The sequence below is a fragment of the Streptomyces sp. NPDC051219 genome, from assembly GCF_040682335.1.
Taxonomy (GTDB): Bacteria; Actinomycetota; Actinomycetes; order Streptomycetales; family Streptomycetaceae; genus Streptomyces.
The window spans coordinates 26712-47724 of the sequence record NZ_JBFBAS010000016.1 but is presented as its reverse complement, the minus strand read 5'-3'; the positions used below and the strand labels follow the sequence as shown (position 1 = coordinate 47724).

The 21013-nt window shown below is 70.5% G+C and carries 19 protein-coding genes; 15 read left to right on the top strand and 4 right to left on the bottom strand.

Annotated features, from left to right (window positions below):
• Window positions 1-97: 97 nt before the first annotated feature.
• The gene (locus tag AB0M62_RS19565) at window positions 98-1297 is read left to right on the top strand and encodes a sensor histidine kinase (protein WP_366075495.1); all 1200 of its coding nucleotides are present in this window, start codon (window positions 98-100) and stop codon (window positions 1295-1297) included.
• A gap of 25 nt (window positions 1298-1322) precedes the next feature.
• Window positions 1323-1997: a response regulator transcription factor gene (locus tag AB0M62_RS19560; protein WP_366075494.1), complete on the top strand. Its 675-nt coding sequence runs from the start codon at window positions 1323-1325 to the stop codon at window positions 1995-1997.
• Window positions 1998-2045: 48 nt separating this feature from the next.
• Here AB0M62_RS19560 and AB0M62_RS19555 read toward each other — a convergent pair whose 3' ends face one another.
• On the bottom strand, window positions 2046-3158 hold the full coding sequence (locus tag AB0M62_RS19555; protein ID WP_366075606.1) for a DUF5937 family protein: 1113 nt from the start codon (window positions 3156-3158) through the stop codon (window positions 2046-2048).
• Between the two features lie 105 nt (window positions 3159-3263).
• Between AB0M62_RS19555 and AB0M62_RS19550 the strand changes: the two genes are divergently transcribed.
• Window positions 3264-3482, top strand: coding sequence for a hypothetical protein (locus tag AB0M62_RS19550; RefSeq protein ID WP_366075493.1), 219 nt, complete (start codon window positions 3264-3266; stop codon window positions 3480-3482).
• Here AB0M62_RS19550 and AB0M62_RS19545 read toward each other — a convergent pair.
• A complete protein-coding gene (locus AB0M62_RS19545; RefSeq protein WP_366075605.1) occupies window positions 3458-4708 on the bottom strand; it encodes a beta-eliminating lyase-related protein in 1251 nt (416 codons plus the stop codon). The genes AB0M62_RS19550 and AB0M62_RS19545 overlap by 25 nt on opposite strands.
• Window positions 4709-4968: 260 nt before the next feature.
• Here AB0M62_RS19545 and AB0M62_RS19540 point away from each other — a divergent pair, with 260 nt between their 5' ends.
• From AB0M62_RS19540 to AB0M62_RS19495, 10 genes are all read left to right on the top strand, one after another.
• Window positions 4969-5880: a DUF2520 domain-containing protein gene (locus AB0M62_RS19540; protein WP_366075604.1), complete on the top strand. Its 912-nt coding sequence runs from the start codon at window positions 4969-4971 to the stop codon at window positions 5878-5880.
• An 83-nt stretch (window positions 5881-5963) separates the two neighbouring features.
• Entirely contained in the window at window positions 5964-6944 is a 981-nt protein-coding gene (gene panC, locus AB0M62_RS19535) for a pantoate--beta-alanine ligase (RefSeq protein WP_366075603.1), read from the top strand.
• Window positions 6941-8698 carry an L-aspartate oxidase gene (locus AB0M62_RS19530; protein ID WP_366075491.1) on the top strand — a complete coding sequence of 586 codons (1758 nt, stop codon included), beginning with the start codon at window positions 6941-6943 and terminating at the stop codon, window positions 8696-8698. Before panC ends, AB0M62_RS19530 begins: the two co-directional genes overlap by 4 nt.
• A gap of 6 nt (window positions 8699-8704) precedes the next feature.
• Complete coding sequence (gene nadC / locus AB0M62_RS19525) at window positions 8705-9688, top strand: carboxylating nicotinate-nucleotide diphosphorylase (RefSeq protein WP_366075490.1); 984 nt, start codon at window positions 8705-8707, stop codon at window positions 9686-9688.
• A gap of 2 nt (window positions 9689-9690) precedes the next feature.
• Window positions 9691-10488 (top strand): type III pantothenate kinase, encoded by a 798-nt coding sequence (locus AB0M62_RS19520; protein ID WP_366075489.1) that lies wholly within the window; start codon window positions 9691-9693, stop codon window positions 10486-10488.
• Between the two features lie 98 nt (window positions 10489-10586).
• Entirely contained in the window at window positions 10587-11213 is a 627-nt protein-coding gene (locus tag AB0M62_RS19515) for a hypothetical protein (RefSeq protein ID WP_366075488.1), read from the top strand.
• A 13-nt stretch (window positions 11214-11226) separates the two neighbouring features.
• On the top strand, window positions 11227-11409 hold the full coding sequence (locus AB0M62_RS19510; protein ID WP_366075487.1) for a hypothetical protein: 183 nt from the start codon (window positions 11227-11229) through the stop codon (window positions 11407-11409).
• 104 nt (window positions 11410-11513) lie between these two features.
• The gene (locus AB0M62_RS19505; RefSeq protein WP_366075486.1) at window positions 11514-12017 is read left to right on the top strand and encodes a BlaI/MecI/CopY family transcriptional regulator; all 504 of its coding nucleotides are present in this window, start codon (window positions 11514-11516) and stop codon (window positions 12015-12017) included.
• Between the two features lie 9 nt (window positions 12018-12026).
• Window positions 12027-12569 carry an amino-acid N-acetyltransferase gene (locus AB0M62_RS19500; RefSeq protein WP_366075485.1) on the top strand — a complete coding sequence of 181 codons (543 nt, stop codon included), beginning with the start codon at window positions 12027-12029 and terminating at the stop codon, window positions 12567-12569.
• A 164-nt stretch (window positions 12570-12733) separates the two neighbouring features.
• The gene (locus tag AB0M62_RS19495; RefSeq protein ID WP_366075484.1) at window positions 12734-13072 is read left to right on the top strand and encodes an Lsr2 family protein; all 339 of its coding nucleotides are present in this window, start codon (window positions 12734-12736) and stop codon (window positions 13070-13072) included.
• On the opposite strand, the gene AB0M62_RS19490 is transcribed toward AB0M62_RS19495, so the two are convergent.
• Entirely contained in the window at window positions 13051-13626 is a 576-nt protein-coding gene (locus AB0M62_RS19490) for an SCO3374 family protein (RefSeq protein WP_366075483.1), read from the bottom strand. The two genes, AB0M62_RS19495 and AB0M62_RS19490, sit on opposite strands and share 22 nt — an antisense overlap.
• 436 nt (window positions 13627-14062) lie before the next feature.
• Between AB0M62_RS19490 and AB0M62_RS19485 the strand changes: the two genes are divergently transcribed.
• Window positions 14063-16591, top strand: a complete 2529-nt coding sequence (locus AB0M62_RS19485) for an ATP-dependent Clp protease ATP-binding subunit (RefSeq protein WP_366075482.1) — start codon at window positions 14063-14065, stop codon at window positions 16589-16591.
• Window positions 16592-16697: 106 nt separating this feature from the next.
• On the opposite strand, the gene AB0M62_RS19480 is transcribed toward AB0M62_RS19485, so the two are convergent.
• A complete protein-coding gene (locus tag AB0M62_RS19480; RefSeq protein WP_366075481.1) occupies window positions 16698-19862 on the bottom strand; it encodes an NACHT domain-containing protein in 3165 nt (1054 codons plus the stop codon).
• A gap of 467 nt (window positions 19863-20329) precedes the next feature.
• On the opposite strand from AB0M62_RS19480, the gene AB0M62_RS19475 reads away from it, so the two are divergent.
• A complete protein-coding gene (locus AB0M62_RS19475) occupies window positions 20330-21013 on the top strand; it encodes a M23 family metallopeptidase (protein ID WP_366075480.1) in 684 nt (227 codons plus the stop codon).

Genomic DNA, 21013 nt, shown 5'->3' with positions numbered 1-21013 from the left:
CTAGGCTCTGTCTCCACCTTGGGGAGTACGCGCCGGACGATCGGATCGCTCCTCCGGTTGACCCCTGCACCTATTGGCTGTCCCTACGCTGGGTTACGTGCAACGCCTCTACGACTTCATCCGCAGGCACCCGACGAGTGTCGACAGCTTCTGGGCTGTGATGCTCTTCGGGTTCTCCGTGCTGTGGGTCGTCCAGGCACCGATGGACACCGCATCGCGCATCGCCGCCGTCCCGATCATCCTCATCCTCTGCACCGTGGTCGCCCTGCGCCGCCGCGCGCCGGAGTGGATGCTCGCACTCGCGGTGACCGCGGGGGCGGCTCAGCTCGTGCTGGACGTCGAAGTCAACCCGGCCGACTGGGCGATGCTCGTCATCATCTACACCGTCGCCGCGAGCGACGGCCGGCGCTGGGTGTCCCGGGTCGCCCTGATCGCCGGACTGTGCGCGGCGCCACTCGCGCAGTTGCGCTGGCCGGAGCCGACCTCGAACCCCGTCGGCCGGCTCTCCCTCATGGCGATCCTGATCGTGCCGTTCGCCCTCGCCTGGGTGCTCGGCGATTCGATGCGCACCCGTCGCGCGTACTTCGCGCAGCTGGAGGCACGCAACGCCAGCCTGGAGCAGGAGCGCGAGGCACAGGCGAAGGTCGCGGTCGCCGCAGAGCGGGCCCGTATCGCCCGCGAACTCCATGACGTCGTCGCACACAACGTCTCCGTGATGGTGGTGCAGGCGGACGGCGCCGCGTACGTCATGGACGCCGCGCCCGACCAGGCCAGGCAGGCGCTGGAGACGATCTCCAGCACGGGCCGGCAGGCACTGGCCGAGATGCGCCGCCTGCTGGGCGTGCTGCGCACCGGTGAACCGCAGGAGGGCGGCGAGTACGTACCGCAGCCCGACGTCGAGCAGATCGAGGACCTGGTCGAGCAGGTACGCACGGCGGGGCTGGCCGTGGACTTCAAGGTCGAGGGAACGCCGCGACCGCTGCCGAGTGGTGTGGAGCTGACCGCGTACCGCATCGTGCAGGAGGCCCTCACCAACACCCGCAAGCACGGCGGTCCCGACGCGGGCGCCAGCGTCCGGCTCGTCTACTTCGACGACGGGCTCGGCCTGCTCGTGGAGGACGACGGGCGCGGTGCCGCGCACGAGATGTACGAGGACGGCGGCGCCGACGGGCGCGGCCACGGCCTCATCGGTATGCGCGAACGCGTCGGCATGGTGGGGGGCACGCTGGACGCGGGCCCGCGGCCGGGCGGCGGCTTCCGGATCAGCGCGCTGCTCCCCCTGAAACCGGCCCACTGATGTCCGTATACGAAAGGGACGACACATGTCGATCCGCGTGATGCTCGTCGACGACCAGGTGCTGCTGCGCACCGGCTTCCGTATGGTGCTGGCCGCCCAGCCCGACATGGAGGTCGTCGCGGAGGCGGGTGACGGCGTCGAGGCCATCGAGGTGCTGCGGTCGACGGCAGTCGACGTCGTGCTGATGGATGTACGGATGCCGAAGCTGGACGGGGTGGAGGCGACCCGCCGCATCTGCGGGCAGGAGGTCCACCCGAAGGTCATCATCCTGACCACGTTCGACCTCGACGAGTACGCCTTCTCCGGGCTGAAGGCGGGCGCGAGCGGCTTCATGCTCAAGGATGTGCCGCCGGGTGAACTGCTCGGCGCGATCCGCGCGGTGTACAGCGGTGACGCGGTGGTCGCGCCCTCGACGACACGGCGGCTACTGGACCGGTTCGCGCCGATGCTGCCCAGCAGCGGCAAGGAGCCGCAGCGCAAGGAGATCGAGCGGCTGACGGAGCGCGAGCGCGAAGTCATGCTGCTGGTCGCGCAGGGCCTGTCGAACGGCGAGATCGCGGCCCGGCTGGTTCTTTCGGAGGCGACGGTCAAGACGCATGTGGGCCGCATCCTGACGAAGCTGGCCCTGCGGGACCGGGTGCAGGTGGTAGTCCTCGCATACGAGACCGGCCTGGTCCGGGCGGGCGGCGGCGGGGTCTGAGCCGCAGGGCCTGGCGGAGTGTTCCGCTCCTGGCGGAGCATCCCGCTCCTAGCGGAGTATCCCCTCCAGGAAATCGCTGCCCAGCCGGGCCACCAGCGTGAGGTCCAGCTGGTGCAACACGTAGCGCCCTCGGCGGCGGGTGGTGATCAGGCCCGCCTTCTTCAGCGCCGAGAGGTGGCGGGACACCTCCGGGGCGGTGATGCCGTACGTCTCGGCCAGTTCGCCGGTGGTGTACGGCGCGCGGGCCAGGCTGCGGCACAGCCGCATGCGCATCGGGTGCGCGAGTGCCTCCATCCGTAGCTGAAGCAGGGCCACGGAGGTGGGCGTCGGCAGTGCCGGCGTGCCGATCGGGTAGTGGACCACCGGACGCCAGCCGGGCGCGTGCAGGACCAGCAGATGCGGCCTCCCGAAGGTGGACGGTACGAAGACGAGGCCGGCGCCGACGGCCGGGTCCACCGCGTTCGCATGGCCGTGGGTGAGCTTGTCGGCGGTGATGCGCGTCCCGTCGTCGTCCACCGTCAGAGCGGACGAAACCGCGCGGACCGCCTCGGCGAGGCCTTTGCGGCGCAGCAGTTCGGTCTTGTGCCGGGCGTCCGCGGCGAGCTGGACCCCCACCCGCTGCCAGGTGTCCGCGAAGAAGGCCTGGTCGCAGTCCTCCAGCAGTCGTCGCACCCAGGCCCGTACGGACGCCGGATCGTCCAGCAGCCGCGCGGTGAAGTCCGCCTGCCTGGGACCGCGCGCGGCCGCCACCTCCAGGGCCCGCACACGCATCGGCGAGTCGACGAGCGGAGAGGGGCTGCCGGTGTTGTACGCGCTGCCGCAGGTGAACTCCAGAGCGGCCGACACGAACCGCTCGTCGTCCAGCCTGTCCAGCGCGTCCAGTTCCTCGGTCAGCGTCGCCGCGGGGACGCCCGCACCGTCGCGTACGCCGGCGAACGGCATGAAGATGTCGGAGAACGTGTGACGCCACAGGAAGTCGGCCTCGTGCAGCCGGTCCGCCAGTTCCGGCTTGAGCCCGGCGGCCGTCGCGGTCGCCCAGCCGTGCAGCCCCGGATGGTGCGCCGGCTCGGACAGCGCGTGCAGGGCCATGCACAGCTCCGCCAGCGGGGACGGGGCGAAGACGATGCGCTCGGGCGGCAGGCCCGCGATGTCGATGGTCACGCTCACACCCCCATGGTGCACGGGTGGGCGAGACCGGCCGGCGTCATTTGACAGTGCTGGTCAATCGACGCGCCGGCCGCCCCCGGCGAGAGCACGCTGAAACACATGGACGCACTGCAGCAGCACATGATCGACACGTATCGCGCCGCCCAGCACGGCGCCCCGACACCGCCGCTCCCCGGTACGCACGACTGGGAGACGCTGCGCTTCATACGCGATGAGCGGGCCTTCCGCGCGGTGATCGCCGGGCGGCCCGCCCGAGGGCGCGTACGGGCCGCGCTGGCGCGCGCGTTCGGCCCTCACCCGGCCCGCCCGACGCGCTGACCCGACCTGTCGGCGGCCGGCGCTTCGACCGGCGGCGCTTCGAGCGGCGGCCCTTCGAGCGACCCTCCGGCCGGCCCGGACACCGCCTGCCCGAGTCGCGTGACGAAGTGCGACACCGCCGCCTTCACGTCGTCCGGTGTCCACTCCAGGCCCGGCGCCGTCACCGTCAACTCGGTGACCGACAGACCGGGCGGCGTGCCCGGGAACCAGCGGCGGAAGAGCGTCACTCCCGTCTCCTCCGCCTGCCGCACCGACGCCTCGTCCAGCACCTCCGCCTCGTACGGCAGCCACATCTGGAACTGGTGGGTGTGGGGCACCTCCGGGTTCACCCGGAACCACGGCACCCCGGCCTCCCGGAAGCCGTCCCGCAGTGCGGCGGCGACCACCTTCGCGTGAGCGACGTACGACGGGAGGCGCGGCAGCTCGCGCTGCAGGCCGAGCAGCGCGCTCACCACCGCCGGGTACTGCTGGAACAGCCGGCCGCCGTACCGGTGACGCCATACCCGGGCCTCGTCCACGAGGGACTCCGAGCCCGCGAGCACCGCGCCGGACATACCGTCCATGGACTTGTAGAAGGACACGTACACGCTGTCCGCGAGGGCCGCGATCTCGGGGAGCGTACGGCTGAAGTGGGGAGCGCACTCCCACAGTCGTGCGCCGTCGAAGTGCACCACCGCATCGCGTTCCCGGGCGGCCTCCACCACCGCGGTCAGTTCGTCCCACGACGGCAGGACGAAACCCGCCTCCCTCAGCGGAAGCTCCAGCATCAGCGTTCCGAACGGCTCGCCGCAGTCGCGCACTTCCCGGGCGGTCGGCAGCCGCGGCTCCGACGTCGGACGGACCGTCCGCAGTCCGCTCACGACGGACAGGGCGTCCCCTTCGTGTATCTCCGGATGGGCCAGCGGGTGCAGCGCGACGACCGGGTTCCCGGTCCGGCCCGCCCAGCAACGCAGCGCCACCTGCTGGGCCATGGTCCCGGTGGGGAAGAATGCGGCGGCCTCCAGGTCCAGCAGATCGGCGACCCGTCGCTCGAGTTCGGCGACCACTCCCCCGCCGTAGAAGTCGAGTCCTTCGTTTACGTCGATCACGGAGCCGGCGTCCGCCGCCAGCGCGGCCAGTTGCTCGCCGATCGTCCCGTCGCCCGAAGCCCGCCACAGCCGCCGCTTCGATCCCCGCCAGGCGGCGATCCTGCGCTGCCGGTCCTGCTCGTCAGGTCCGTCGGCCACATCCGTCGAGTCCGCCACATCCGTCGAGTCCGTCGCATCTGCCGCGCCCGCCCCATCTGCTGTGCTCGCCGCATCTGCAGTGCCCGTCACATCCGCTGTGCCCGCCGGGTCCGTCGTATCCGCCATCCGTCGATCATCGCCGACACCGCACCCCCCTGCCCACAGCCTGTGGACAGTCGGCAGGCGCGGAGTGACGCTGGCGTAGCATGACGAAGAATCGTCCGGTACCCACCGCGGACTGGAACGGAAGGCCGTCGCGCGTGAACGCATCCCACCCAGTGGACCCCCAGGACCGCCCCGCCCGTCTCACCGTCGGCGTCGTCGGAGCGGGCCGGGTCGGCCCTGCCCTCGCCGCGGCGCTTCAGCTCGCGGGACACCGCCCCGTCGCCGTCTCGGGAGTCTCCGACGCCTCGGTCCGCAGGGCCGCGACGCTGCTCCCCGACGTCCCTGTCGTCCCGCCCGCCCAGGTCCTCGAGCGCGCAGAACTGGTCCTGCTCACCGTCCCCGACGACGCCCTGCCGGGCCTCGTCGAGGGCCTCGCCGAGACCGGGGCAGTGCGGCCGGGGCAGTTGCTCGTCCACACCTCCGGCCGGTACGGCGCCGCCGTGCTCGACCCCGCCCGCCGGGTCGGCGCCCTGCCGCTCGCCCTGCATCCCGCCATGACGTTCACCGGCACCGCCGTCGACGTCCAGCGGCTGGCCGGCTGCTCCTTCGGCGTCACCGCCCCCGAGGAGCTGCGGCTCGCAGCCGAGGCACTGGTCATCGAGATGGGCGGCGAGCCCGAGTGGATCGAGGAGGAGGCGCGCCCGCTGTACCACGCGGCTCTCGCACTGGGCGCGAACCACCTGGTCACTCTGGTCGCCCAGTCCATGGAACTGCTGCGCAAGGCGGGCGTCGCGGCCCCCGACCGGATGCTCGGCCCGCTGCTCGGCGCGGCGCTCGACAACGCCCTGCGCTCGGGGGACGCCGCCCTGACCGGACCCGTCGCCCGAGGCGACGCCGGTACCGTTGCCGCCCATGTCGCGGAGCTGCGGAAGCACGCGCCGCAGACCGTGGCCGGCTACCTGGCGATGGCCCGATCCACCGCGGACCGCGCGCTCGCGCACGGCCTGCTCAAGCCGGAGCTGGCCGAGGACCTGCTCGGCGTACTGGCAGAAGGAGGCGACCGGTGAGCCCGACGCCGTGGGCCCGGAACCCGCGTGCGGGTCGGGACGAGTCGTTCGGGCTCGTCCCGACCCGCGAGGACCTCGACGACATGCTCAGCCACTACGGCGTCCCGGGCCGCAACGCCGTGGTAATGACGATGGGCGCCCTGCACGACGGACACGCGGGCCTGATCCGGGCCGCCCGCGAGCGCGTCGGCCGCAAGGGCTTCGTCCTCGTAACGGTCTTCGTCAACCCCCTCCAGTTCGGCGCGGGCGAGGACCTCGACCGCTACCCCCGCACCCTCGACGCCGACCTCCGGGTCGCCGAGGAGGCGGGCGCTAGCGCCGTGTTCGCCCCGTCCGTCGACGAGGTCTACCCGTGGGGCGAGCCCCAGGTCAGGCTGAACGCCGGCCCGATGGGCGAGCGACTCGAGGGTGCCACCCGCCCCGGCCACTTCGACGGCATGCTGACCGTCGTCGCGAAGCTGCTCCACCTCACCCGTCCCGACGTGGCCTTCTTCGGCCAGAAGGACGCGCAGCAGCTCGCCCTGATCCGTCGTATGGCGCGGGACCTCGATTTCCCCGTCGAGATCGTCGGCGTGCCGACCGTCCGCGAGCGTGACGGCCTCGCGCTGTCCAGCCGCAACCGCTACCTCTCCGCCGCCGAACGGCACACGGCCCTCGCCCTCTCCCGCGCCCTGTTCGCGGGCCGCGACCGGCTCGCCGCGCAGGAGGCGCTGCGCGCCCGCGCCGAATCGGTGCCCGCCACCGACCAGCGCGCCGCCGCGCTGGCCAAGATCGGCGAAGCCCGCGCATCCGCGGACGCGCACGCCGTAGCCCGCGCCGCGGAGGGAGTGCCCGCCGCGGTACGCGCCGCCGCGCAGGCCGTACTGGACGAGGCCGCCCGGTGGGATCCGCCGCTCGTCCTCGACTACCTGGTGCTCGGGGACCCCGCCGACTTCACCGAGGTCCCCGACGACCACACCGGCGACGCGATCCTCGCCGTGGCGGCGAAGGTGGGCGCGACCCGCCTGATCGACAATCTCCCGCTGGCCTTTTCCCCGATCCGACACAGTGGAGAGCCCAAGTGACCACCGGAATACGCCTGCACGCCCCCGCCCCCGGCTGGGCGATCGCCGCCGATGTCGTGGTCGTCGGCTCCGGCGTTGCCGGGCTCACCGCCGCACTGCGCTGCGCGGCGGCGGGCCGCAAGACGGTGGTCGTCACCAAGGCACGCCTCGACGACGGCTCCACCCGCTGGGCGCAGGGCGGCATCGCGGCCGCGCTCGGCGAGGGCGACACCCCGGGGCAGCACCTGGACGACACGCTCGTCGCGGGCGCCGGGCTGTGCGACGAGGAGGCCGTACGGACGCTCGTCACCGAGGGCCCCGACGCGGTACGGCGGCTGATCGCCACCGGCGCCGTGTTCGACACCTCCGCCGCAACCGGCGAGATAGAACTGACCCGTGAAGGCGGCCACCACCGCCGCCGCATCGCGCACGCGGGAGGCGACGCGACCGGCGCCGAGATCTCCCGCGCCCTGGTCGAGGCCGTACACGCCTCCCGGATCGAGACCGTCGAGAACGCCCTTGTCCTGGACCTCCTCACCGACGCCGAAGGCCGTACGGCAGGGGTGACCCTGCACGTCATGGGCGAGGGCCAGCACGACGGCGTCGGCGCGGTACACGCCCCCGCGGTGATCCTGGCCACCGGCGGCATGGGCCAGGTCTTCTCGGCCACGACCAATCCGTCGGTCTCCACGGGCGACGGGGTGGCGCTCGCGCTGCGGGCCGGCGCCGAGGTCTCCGACCTGGAGTTCGTCCAGTTCCATCCGACCGTGCTCTTCCTCGGCCCGGACGCCGAGGGCCAGCAGCCGCTGGTGTCCGAGGCGGTACGCGGAGAGGGCGCGCATCTCGTCGACGCGGACGGCGTGCGTTTCATGCTGGGGCAGCACGAGCTGGCGGAGCTGGCCCCCCGCGACATCGTCGCGAAGGCCATCATGCGGCGCATGCGGGAACAGGGCGCCCGGCACATGTATCTGGACGCCCGCCACTTCGGCGCCGAGATGTGGGAGCACCGCTTCCCGACCATCCTCGCCGCCTGCCGCAGTCACGGCATCGACCCGGTGACGGAGCCGATCCCGGTGTCGCCCGCGGCGCACTACGCCAGCGGCGGCGTACGGACCGACCTGCGCGGCCGCACCACGGTCCCCGGCCTCTACGCGTGCGGCGAAGTCGCCTGCACAGGCGTCCACGGCGCGAACCGGCTCGCCTCCAACTCGCTCCTGGAGGGCCTAGTCTTCGCCGAGCGCATCGCCGAGGACATCGCGGAGAACTCCCCGGCGGCCGGTGCGCCGTGCGTGCCCTGCGCGCCGGAACCGTCCACCGTCCCGCTGCTCGGTCCCGAGACGCGTATCGAAATCCAGCAGGTCATGTCCGGGGGTGCCGGTGTGCTGCGCTCCGCCGGGAGTCTCCGGCACGCGGCCGAGGGCCTCGAGGCCTTGTACCTCTCCGCCCTCAACGACCTCGAGACGCACGGCAAGACCGCCGAGCCGGGTGTCGACACATGGGAGGCCACCAACCTCCTGTGCGTGGCCCGGGTCCTGGTCGCCGCCGCTCTCGAACGGGAGGAGACGCGTGGCTGCCACTGGCGCGAGGACCGCCCGGGCCGCGACGACGCGAACTGGCACCGCCATCTCGTCGTGCGACTTTCCAGGAGCGAGAAGCGGGCCCTGGTGATCCACCGCACCGACACAGCCGCTTTTCCTCCCACGTGGCCCGACCCGGCTGCCCCGTCCACCGTCCCGTCCCCCGTCCCTCCCGCCGCCCGTCCCCAGGAGCAGTGACCGACCGTGTCCACCCCGAACGACCTTCCCCTCGTCCAGACCGGCTGCGGTGACTCCTGTGGCTGCGGCGCGGACGACGCGTACGACGCCGACCCGATGGAGTGCGGCCTGGACCCCGCCCTCGCCCAGCTCCTCGCCGACGCGGGCCTGGACCCCGTACTGGTCGAGGACATCGCCCACATGGCGATCGAGGAGGACCTCGACGGGGGCGTGGACGTGACGACCGTCGCGACCGTCCCCGAGGACGCCGTCGCCACCGCCGATTTCACCGCCCGCGAGACCGGAACGGTGGCGGGCCTGCGCATCGCGGAGGCGGTGCTCTCCATCGTCTGCACCGACGCGTTCGAGGTGGAGCGGCACGTCGAGGACGGCGACCGAGTCGAGGCCGGACAGAAGCTGCTGTCCGTCACCACTCGCACCCGCGACCTGCTCACCGGCGAGCGCAGCGCGCTCAACATCCTGTGCAGGCTGTCCGGCATCGCGACCGCCACCCGCGCCTGGGCCGACGTACTCGAAGGCACCGGGGCGAAGGTCCGCGACACCCGCAAGACGACCCCCGGCCTGCGCGCCCTGGAGAAGTACGCGGTGCGCTGCGGCGGCGGCGTCAACCACCGCATGTCGCTGTCCGACGCGGCTCTGGTCAAGGACAACCACGTGGTCGCCGCGGGGGGCGTGGCGGAAGCCTTCGGCGCCGTACGGAAGGCCTTTCCGGACGTACCGATCGAGGTCGAGGTCGACACCCTCGCGCAGGTGGACGAAGTACTGGCGGCGGGAGCGGACCTGATCCTGCTGGACAACTTCACCCCGGCCCAGACCGCGGAAGCGGTCAAGGCCGTCGCCGGCAGGGCCGTCCTGGAGTCCTCGGGCCGACTGACCCTGGACACGGCCCGCGCCTACGCCGAGACCGGGGTGGACTACCTCGCTGTCGGCGGCCTCACCCACTCCTCCCCGATCCTGGACATCGGCCTCGACCTGCGCGAGGCGAGCTGACCATGCTGCTCACCATCGATGTCGGCAACACGCACACCGTCCTCGGCCTCTTCGACGGTGAAGAGATCGTCGAGCACTGGCGCATCTCCACCGACGCGCGCCGCACGGCTGACGAGCTGGCCGTACTCCTCCAGGGCCTGATGGGCATGCACCCGCTGCTCGGCGAGGAGCTCGGAGACAACATCGAGGGCATCGCGATCTGCGCGACCGTCCCCTCGGTCCTGCACGAGCTGCGCGAGGTCACCCGCCGGTACTACGGCGACGTGCCGGCCGTCCTGGTCGAGCCCGGCATCAAGACCGGTGTCCCGATCCTCATGGACAACCCCAAGGAGGTCGGCGCCGACCGCATCATCAACGCGGTCGCGGCGGTCGAGCTGTACGGCGGCCCGGCGATCGTCGTGGACTTCGGTACGGCGACGACGTTCGACGCGGTGTCGGCCCGGGGCGAGTACGCGGGCGGCGTCATCGCGCCGGGCATCGAGATCTCGGTCGAGGCGCTCGGCGTCAGGGGCGCGCAGCTCCGCAAGATCGAGCTGGCCCGCCCCCGAAGTGTGATCGGCAAGAACACGGTCGAGGCGATGCAGTCCGGCATCCTGTACGGCTTCGCCGGCCAGGTCGACGGAGTGGTCAGCCGGATGGCCAGGGAACTGGCCGAGGACCCGGAAGACGTCACGGTCATCGCCACGGGCGGTCTCGCGCCGATGGTCCTGGGCGAGGCGTCCGTGATCGACGAGCACGAGCCGTGGCTGACGCTGATCGGACTCCGCCTGGTCTACGAACGCAACATCACGTCGTTCTGACGCACCCGCCTCCCGCGCTCGGTGCGCGGGAGGCGTACCACCACGCCGGACGATCTACGTTGAGCGGATTTTGTCCGATTAGCGCGTATTGTCGGCCCATGCCCACGCCATACGGTTCCCGTGGCGGCATGGCGTTCAGCGCAGACGAACTGCGTGTGCTCCGGCGCGCCCTCGCCCATGCCCTCCACTCAGACTCCACGCCCCTGACGGACGAGGACGTACAGGACTGCCTGCGCCTCGCGGACTCCGTGGACGAAGCGGTCCGCGAAGGCGGCCGGCTCCGGGCGTTCCTGCTCGCGGACCTCGGCCGCTACCGGGCCGCCATGCCCGGCACCACGGCCGGGTATCTGGAGCTGCTCCAGGACGCCCTCGCCGCAGGCTACCTCCCGAGCCCCGACGACCTCGCCGCACTCCGGGCGCTGCGCGGCAACCGCGTCGGCGCGGCGCTGTTCAACCGCTGTCAGGCGCTGGCGGAGCAGTCCGTACGGGCCAGGCTGGCCGGCCGCACCGGCCAGGCGCCTGCTCCCGCGACCCCTGCGCCGCGCACCCGGCTGCTCGCGCTCCCGGGCGGCAAGGAGGAGCAGAAGCCGGGGAAGCCGGCGCCGGAGAGGCCCGTACCGCAGCCCAGCGCACCCCGGCCGGACCGCCCAATCCCGACGCCGGGCGAGGTGTTCCCGCCACGCCGGAGGCCCACGCCCCCGCCGGAGGCGCGCGCGGCCGGGTAGCTACCCTGAAGGCATGGACTACGTATCCGCGCTTGTGCCGCCCGTGGTGATGGCCGCCTTCTTCATCGGTCTGATCGTGACTATCGTCAAGAGCCAGGGCGGCGCCAACAAGGCCAAGGAGGATGCGGCCGTCGACGCCGCCATCGCCCGGGCCGAGGCCGCGCAGCAGACGCCGCGGCCCGGCAGTACAGCCTGATCCTCCCTGCAGCTCCCTGCGGCGTACGGCTCATTTCGAGCCGTACGCCCATTTTGTTGTGTAAATATCAAGCCAATCCGGATATCTCCGACTATCGTTCTCGTGTGCCTCGCCCCTTGGGAGAACTCGAAGACGCCGTCATGACACGGGTGTGGCAGTGGAACCGCCCGGTCACCGTCCGGGAAGTCCTGGAAGACCTTCAGCAGGAACGGTCCATCGCCTACACCACCGTCATGACGGTTATGGACAATCTGCATCAGAAGGGCTGGGTGCGGAGGGAAGCCGAAGGCCGCGCCTATCGATATACGGCGGTCTCCACTCGAGCCGCCTACTCCGCCGCACTGATGAACGAAGCCTGGTCGACGAGTGACAACCCCGCAGCCGCCCTGGTCGCCTTCTTCGGCATGATGTCGGCCGAACAGCGAGAAGCGCTCCGCGACGCGGTACGGATGGTTCAACGGGACGAGCCGGGACCCGCACCCGAACGTGCACCGGAACGCGGGGCGGAACGCGCACCGGAACCGGAAGCAGAACCGGACGCGGAGGCCGGACGGGAAGCAGAGCCGGAAGCCGATGCCGGTTCCGGCGGCGGCGGGACGGGGCGATAGCGTCCCGACATGACCCGTGCACATCCCCAGGTTCCTCATGCAAACGGAAAAGCCGTCACCATTCGCCGGGCGCGGACGAGTGATGTGCCCACGGTTCGGCGACTCCTGGACTCGTACGTTCGCGATCGGATCCTGCTCGACAAAGCGACGGTCACGCTTTACGAGGACATCCAGGAGTTCTGGGTCGCGGAACGCGACGAAGATGCCCAGGTGGTGGGCTGCGGGGCACTGCATGTGATGTGGGAGGACCTGGCAGAAGTACGCACTCTGGCCGTCGACCGGGAGTTCCGGGGCGCCGGAGTGGGGCACCGGCTGCTGGCGAAGCTCTTGCAGACGGCCCGCTGGCTGGGTGTGCGCCGGGTATTCTGCCTCACCTTCGAAGTGGACTTCTTTGCGAAGTACGGCTTCGTCGAGATCGGAGAGACTCCGGTCGACGGAGATGTCTACAGCGAGCTGCTGCGTTCCTCCGACGAGGGCGTCGCCGAGTTCCTCGGTCTCGAACGAGTGAAGCCGAACACCTTGGGCAACAGTCGGATGCTTCTGCACCTGTGATCGGCCGCCCGCTATTCCCGGACGCTGTCACTCCGCGGGGCCTATGTCCGAATCGCGTACGTTTCCCGTGCCGATGCCCTCCGGAACCTCCACCAGGGGTTTGTGTTTTCCAGGCAAAAGCGGTTTCCTTTCCGCGTACTGCATTTTCGATGAAAGGAAATCCGGTGGCACAGAAGGTTCAGGTCCTTCTTGTCGATGACCTCGACGGCGTCGAGGCGGACGAGACCGTGACGTTCGCGCTGGACGGCAAGACCTACGAGATCGACCTCACCACCGCCAACGCGGACAAGCTCCGCGGCCTCCTCGAGCCGTACACCAAGAGCGGGCGGCGTACCGGTGGGCGCGCCGCGACCGGCCGGGGCAAGGGCCGTGCGGTCGCCGTCGGGGGCAGCAAGGACACAGCCGAGATCCGTGCGTGGGCGAAGGCCAACAACTACAGCGTCAACGACCGCGGCCGGGTACCCGCCGAGATCCGCGAGGCCTACGAGAAGGCCAACGGCTGAGTATTCGTACGCAGCAGCCGGGCCCGGTGGCATTCCGTCGCCGCCGCGTCCACCAGTCGTACGAGATCGGGGACACGCCCAATGTCCCCGGGTCCGGCCCTGTGTCCCATGGGATGTCCCATCGGGGCGATGGCCGGTAGCCGTGCCTCGCACCCCGGCTCGGGGGGCCGCAGCCACCTGGCGGCCCCCCGCGAGCACGCCCCCGGGAAGCCGGGCGGCGCGGGGGCGGTGATCCGGCCGCCCGCACCGGTCGCGGTCAGGTCCAGGGCGATCCCGCCCCAGTCGAGCCAGTCGAGCAGCCCGTCCAGCTCGTCCGCGCTCCCGGCGGCCACCAGCAGCCGCATCCGCTGCCCCGCCAGCGCCACCGGACAGGTGGCGGCGATGCGCCGCAGCACCGCGAAGCCCGCCTCGGCCGGCAGCTCCAGGACGTCGAAGCGCAGCCCGGTCAGCAGCTCCACCGGAACCCCGTCGGCGACCGCCCAGCCGAGTTCGCGCTCGTACCAGTGCGCGATGCCGTCGAGCGGCGCCCGAGGGACCGGGACAGTCGTAATCATGTCCGGAGCAACTCCTGAGGACCCCGCGGAGTTACGCAGAGTCGCCTCATGAGCGCGTTCCGTGGTGGCGCGAGGGTCTCGCTGACGCTTTCGGAGGCGCAAAGATGTTCGCCCATAGCTGAGGGAACCGGGGAAAGCGGCATGGAGTGTCAGTGCTTACGGGTAAGACATTCCTAGTGGGAAGGGGCGACACGCAGTTCTGGCGGTCTCACGTTCGCCATCGGCGTACTGGTGGCACGGGTATCTGCCTGGCCTGCGGGAACATCGTCTCGCACCATCAGGTTGGAGCAGTTGTCGACTGTTCGGGGCAGGAGGCCAAGGACGGGTGTCGGCAGTTGGAATGAGCTGTCCCGTCTTGCGGGACTAGCATGCGGAAGGACTGCGGGGAGGGGACACGCCCCTCTCACTGCCCGACCGCTCTGAGGAGCGATTAACGATGTTCGAGAGGTTCACCGACCGCGCGCGGCGGGTTGTCGTCCTGGCTCAGGAAGAAGCCCGGATGCTCAACCACAACTACATCGGCACCGAGCACATCCTCCTGGGCCTTATCCACGAGGGTGAGGGTGTCGCCGCTAAGGCCCTGGAGAGCCTCGGGATTTCGCTCGAGGCGGTCCGCCAGCAGGTGGAGGAGATCATCGGGCAGGGGCAGCAGGCCCCGTCCGGGCACATCCCCTTCACCCCTCGTGCAAAGAAGGTCCTGGAGCTCTCGCTCCGCGAGGCCCTTCAGCTCGGCCACAACTACATCGGCACGGAGCACATCCTGCTCGGCCTGATCCGCGAGGGTGAGGGTGTCGCCGCCCAGGTCCTCGTGAAGCTGGGCGCCGATCTGAACCGGGTGCGGCAGCAGGTCATCCAGCTGCTGTCCGGTTACCAGGGCAAGGAGGCCGCCACGGCAGGCGGTCCGGCCGAGGGAACTCCCTCGACCTCGCTCGTCCTGGACCAGTTCGGCCGCAACCTGACTCAGGCCGCTCGCGAATCCAAGCTCGACCCGGTCATCGGGCGCGAGAAGGAGATCGAGCGGGTCATGCAGGTGTTGTCCCGCCGAACCAAGAACAACCCGGTCCTGATCGGCGAGCCCGGCGTCGGAAAGACGGCGGTCGTCGAAGGACTGGCGCAGGCCATCGTCAAGGGAGAGGTGCCCGAGACCCTCAAGGACAAGCACCTCTACACCCTCGACCTCGGTGCGCTCGTCGCCGGGTCCCGCTACCGCGGTGACTTCGAGGAGCGCCTGAAGAAGGTCCTGAAGGAGATCCGCACCCGCGGCGACATCATCCTGTTCATCGACGAGCTCCACACCCTCGTGGGTGCGGGTGCCGCCGAGGGTGCGATCGACGCCGCCAGCATCCTCAAGCCGATGCTGGCCCGCGGTGAGCTGCAGACCATCGGTGCGACGACGCTCGACGAGTACCGCAAGCACCTGGAGAAGGACGCGGCCCTCGAGCGCCGCTTCCAGCCGATCCAGGTCGCGGAGCCGTCGCTGCCGCACACCATCGAGATCCTCAAGGGACTGCGCGATCGCTACGAGGCACACCACCGGGTGTCCATCACGGACTCCGCGCTGGTCGCCGCAGCGACGCTCGCCGACCGGTACATCTCGGACCGCTTCCTGCCGGACAAGGCGATCGACCTGATCGACGAGGCCGGCTCCAGGATGCGCATCCGCCGGATGACCGCGCCGCCGGACCTCCGTGAGTTCGACGAGAAGATCGCCGGTGTCCGCCGGGACAAGGAGTCCGCGATCGACTCGCAGGACTTCGAGAAGGCGGCCTCCCTCCGCGACAAGGAGAAGCAGCTCCTTGCGGCCAAGGCCAAGCGCGAGAAGGAGTGGAAGGCCGGCGACATGGACGTCGTCGCCGAGGTGGACGAGGAGCTGATTGCCGAGGTCCTCGCGACCGCCACGGGCATTCCGGTCTTCAAGCTCACCGAGGAGGAGTCGTCCAGGCTGCTCCGCATGGAGGACGAGCTCCACAAGCGCGTCATCGGTCAGAAGGACGCCATCAAGGCGCTGTCGCAGGCCATCCGCCGTACGCGGGCAGGCCTGAAGGACCCGAAGCGGCCCGGTGGCTCGTTCATCTTCGCCGGCCCGTCCGGTGTCGGTAAGACCGAGCTCTCCAAGACGCTCGCCGAATTCCTCTTCGGTGACGAGGACGCGCTGATCTCCCTCGACATGTCGGAGTTCAGTGAGAAGCACACGGTTTCCCGCCTCTTCGGTTCTCCCCCCGGATACGTGGGTTACGAAGAGGGCGGCCAGCTCACCGAGAAGGTGCGCCGGAAGCCGTTCTCCGTCGTCCTGTTCGACGAGGTCGAGAAGGCCCACCCCGATATCTTCAATTCCCTTCTGCAGATCCTTGAGGACGGTCGTCTGACCGACTCACAGGGCCGCGTCGTGGACTTCAAGAACACGGTCATCATCATGACGACCAACCTCGGGACCCGGGACATCTCGAAGGGCTTCAACCTGGGCTTCGCCGCCCAGGGCGACGTCAAGTCGAACTACGAGCGGATGAAGATCAAGGTCAACGAAGAGCTCAAGCAGCACTTCCGGCCGGAATTCCTCAACCGCGTCGACGACACGGTGGTCTTCCACCAGCTCACCGAGGAAGACATCATCCAGATCGTCGACCTCATGGTCGCCAAGGTGGACGAGCGTCTGAAGGACCGGGACATGGGCCTCGAGCTCAGCCCGTCCGCCAAGTCGCTCCTCGCCAAGAAGGGGTACGACCCGGTTCTGGGCGCGCGGCCGCTGCGCCGGACGATCCAGCGCGAGATCGAGGACATCCTCTCCGAGAAGATCCTCTTCGGCGAGCTGCGCCCCGGTCACATCGTGGTCGTGGACACCGAAGGCGATGGTGAGGAGCGGAAGTTCACCTTCCGTGGCGAGGAGAAGTCCGCTCTGCCGGACGTCCCCCCGATCGAGCAGGCGACGGGCGGCGGCGCCGGCCCCAACCTGAGCAAGGACGCGTAACGCGCGGCCTCCTGTACGACGGAGCGGCCCCCGGAACCTCGGTTCCGGGGGCCGCTCCGTTGCGCGGGCTTCAGGCGTCGCCGGCCTCTCGGGCGTCTCGGGCCTCTCAGGACTCGAGGATCTCGACGTGGTCCGGAAGATCGGCGGCTCCCGATGCCGACTCGGCGCCGCCGGGGAGGTGGATCCGCTCCAGCCAGGGCAGGTCGCGGAGTGGAATCAGGTCGCCCCAGTACCCGGACCCCACGATGTGCAGGTCCGTGAGCTCGGGGAAGAGCTCCGGTACGCGCCGCAGACCGGGGCCCCGGCCGCTCTCGTACCTGAGGTGCAATTTTCGGACAGGGGGGAGGAATTCTCCGGCCGGGTGACTGTCCAAGGCCTCCGCCGCCACCTCCAGCAGGACGAGACGCCCCGCCTCCGCGAGGTCCGCCCAGTCGGCTGCGGTCCGCGGGCTGCTCTCTGCGCCGAGGCGCAGGAAGATCAGGTCGGCCCAGCGGCCGATGCCCCCGTAGCCGGACTCCGGGCCGCGGGACCCCACGAGGTCGAGCGCGTCCAGGGAGGCGTCCGATGAGAGATCGTCGAGTGTCCACCGGGTCGCGGGGGAGAGCGCCAAGGTGAGGTTGGTCAGGCGGTCCAGCGTGCGGAGAGGGCGCAGATGCGGGATGTCCCCGAGCTGCGTCAGACTCAGGAACCGCACGGGGAGGCCCGCCAGGCCGGAGAGGTCCCGAAGGCGGCCGCAGTGGCTTACGGACAGGTCGATGAGCTCGTGCGAGGCCCGCAGGAAGTCCACGTCGGCCAGCGTGGAGTGGTGACTGAGGCGGATGCGCACGGGTGAGGCCGTGCGCACGTACTCGGTCAGGTCCCCGACGGACAGGTCGCCCTTGGTCTGGAGCAGGGGACGGCCGCCGAGCGCCTTCAGGGCCGCCAGCTGCTGGTCGGTGCGGATGCTGAAGTACAGGTGCCGGGGGTCGAGGCCGGCGACCACCTCGTCCGCGTACCGCTGGGTGTCGAAGCGGTCCCAGGACCATACGAGCTGGGAGCGGACGCGCAGCGAACTGTGGCCGGCGAAGCGGGCGAGGAACGGAATGGCCGCGTCGGACGGGATCCGGGACGCGGTGACCACCACATTGACCGCCTCGCCCTCGGTCAGCTCTTCGGGCCCGGGCAGCAGATCGAGTACGAGGGGACCCACCGCGGCCAGCTCATGAGCGGCCTGGGTGCTGCGCGGCGGCAGGAGTCGGCTCGCGCGTTCTTTCACGGCTTCGGCGACCGCTGGGTCCAGCTCGGTGGCGTGCTCCAGGCAGGCCGCGGCGAGGAGATAGATGCGGGCTCGCGCGCCGCCCGCGGCCTGGTCGCCCGCGGCCAGCAGGTCGCTGAGCAGCTCCGCCCGCTCGCGCGGCCGGGCGTGGGCGACGGCCAGCCGGATCACGTCCTCCCACTGGTCGTCGGCCGCGTGCGCGATGAGCAGGCCGATGTCCCACGCCTCGACGGCGGCCCTGGCGCCCAGGTAGTCCTGAAAGGTGCGGTGGACGAAGACCACGGCGCCGGGGGCAGGCTCCCGCAGCAGGCCGCTGCGGAGCAGGAGGTGGCCGAAGATGTCGGTCCCGTTGCCCTGCGCCGCGGCAAGGGGCACGGCGGGCAGGGCCTCGCTGATGATCCGTTCGGCGCGCTCGCGGTCCAACTCGGTGCGGCCGTTGCGGATGAGCCAGTAGGCGAGTCGCTGGAGCAGCTGGGTCTGGGCCTCCTGCTGGAGGTCGATGCCGTCCACGGCGCCCATGTCGCGTTCGCGGTCCCGGCGGGCGAGGAGCATGGTGAGGGCCGCCTCGTACAGCTCCTTGCGGCCGTGCGGCAGGAAGCCGCGCCTGTCCCGGTGGAGGGCGCAGATCAACCCGCACATGAGCGGATTGGTGGCGAGCCTTCCGAGGTCGGACTTCGTCCGGACCGCGGCGAGCAGCGAGGTCTCGTACGCGTCCAGCCGGTCCTGGTCCCGGCCCTCGCCCCGGGCGGCCGTGTGCCAGCGGGTGATGAACGCCGCGACACCGGCGGGGCTCATGGGGGAGAGGGCCAGCTCGGCGAAGCCGTCCTCGCACAGCCAGTTCTCCCGTACGGCCGAAGGGCGCGAAGTGACCAGCCAGCGGTTGCCGGGAAAGGCGTCCAGCAGGTCGCGTAGCCAGTCGCGCGTGCGCTCGCGCTCGGCGTCGGGGATCTCGTCGATGCCGTCGACGAGCAGCAGACCGCGGCCGGTGCTGAGTACGCGGTCCACCCAGCTGTCGGGCTGCGACCCGGACAGCGGGGAGCCGATGGCCGAGAGGAACCGGTCGGGGGCGGGCAGCCGTTCGCCGTGCCGGGTGAGGGTGCGCAGGGGCAGGACGAACGGGATGCGGTCGTGCAGATACGACATCCGGGCGCCGAGATCCTGGCGCGCGGCGGAGAGCGCGAGCCACTGGACGAGGGTGGTCTTGCCGGAGCCCGCCACCCCCCTCAGCAGGACCCTGTCGTGGCCGGCGAGAGCCTGATCGGCCGCCACGGGCTGGTTCGGGGCCACGGCCGGATGGTCGGCGTCCGAGTCGGCGTCGAGTGCCTCCAGGCTCAGGTACGCCGCGTTCAGCGGCCATCGGTCCGGGGAGTTCGACAGGTCGATGCCGTAGATCGTGAGCTTGCCGTGTTTCTTCGCGACATGGGCGAGGTAGCGCTGCTCGAACGCGGCGTCCCGCGCGTCCGGGCGAGGGGTGCGGGCGATCAGTTCGTCAATTCTGGCGATCAACTCGGCCTGGGATCGGCTCTGCTCGACCAGGGTGCGGGCGACGAAGGTCGAGCGCTGAGTGAAGAAGTGCAGGATGTGCAGGCACGCGGTGCCGGTCAGGCCGTCGTGGAACGCGGTGGCGTCCGCCGACAGGTGCCTGGTCACGGGAGCGGCCCTGCGCAGGCGCCGGGCGAGGTCCGCGTGACCGAGGCGGACGGCCTGGACGTCGTCGATGTCCAGGCCGCCGAGGGCCAGCAGCGTCCGGGTCAGCGCGTCGGTGACGGCCTGCTCCTCGTCGGGCGGGACCGGGCGCTCGCCGGCGCGCAGCGCTCGGCGGACGAGTTCGGCGCCGAGCTGCTGCACGTCCTTCTCCGTGAGTACGCGCTTCTCGCCCTTGAAGGAGACGAGTCCGGAGATGCGGACCGGCTTGTCGACCAGGCCCGCGCCCGGCCCTTCGGTTACGAAGAGCTTTCTGATGAGCGGTGCGACGGCGGCGGACGCGAGGCGGGCGCCGATGACTGCCGGATCCATGTGCGTTGTCCCCCCGAACGCCCCCGAACTTGCCCTGTTTCGCGGCTCAGTTTAGTGAGGGCGGGTGTGACCCCGGTCTCGATTCGGCGCTGGGGGGACCGGGTCCGTGGTGACAAGGCGCACAGCCATTTTGGGCGGTACTAGGTGGATTAGGAGATAGGGGACGTTGCGGTGTCCGGATCCGGTCGGGACGTTGTGCGGCTTCTGTCCCCCTGAGGGTGAAGAGTCCGAATCCTTACGCAGGTAATCGGATGCATGGGCGAAGAGCTGGGCTTAAACGCGCCGCGCGCCTTCGAATCAGAGTGTCCGAGAGTTGATTTCGGTGTCAACGCCTGCGTATTCCGGAAGGGCTTCTACGAGCTTTGGTAGTAATAGGGGGGTTTGAGTGCTGGGGGAGCGCGGGTTACCAAGGTATGGCCAGCCCGGCATGCGTGCCGGGTCCATTCATGCCCGGAGGTACTCCCCGTATGTCGAAGCGCACCGATTCCCTCAGCACCCGCCGCCCGTCCGCCCTCCGTACCCGTGCCGCCGTCCTGGCCGCGGGCATGGGTGCCACGGCGGTGCTCGGGGCGGGCGTCGCGTTCGCCGATGACGCGGCCGCCTCCTCGACTGTCCTGTCCGCGCCGGCCGCCTCGATCGCCGCGCAGTCCGAGGCGCAGGCCAAGAAGGCTGCCGAGGTCAAGAAGGCCACGGTGGCCGCGAAGGCCAAGAAGGCCAAGAAGGCGGCCAATCCTGCGTGGACCAACCCGGTCGCCAAGTACACCCTGAGCGCCAGCTTCGGCCTCGGCGGCAACATGTGGTCGCAGAAGCACTCCGGCCAGGACTTCGCGGTTCCGACCGGCACCCCGGTGAAGGCCGCCGGCGCCGGCACCGTCGTCAAGGCCGGCCCGAACGGTGGCGGCGACGGTCCCGCGTACGGCAACGCCATCGTGGTCAAGCATGCCAACGGCAAGTACTCGCAGTATGCGCACCTGTCGAAGATCAAGGTGTACATCGGCCAGAAGGTCAAGACGAACCAGCAGATCGCGCTCTCCGGCAACACCGGAAACTCCAGCGGCCCGCACCTGCACTTCGAGATCCGTACGACCCCGAACTACGGCTCGGCGATCAACCCGGTCGCGTTCCTGCGCAGCGCCGGCGTCAATCTCTGA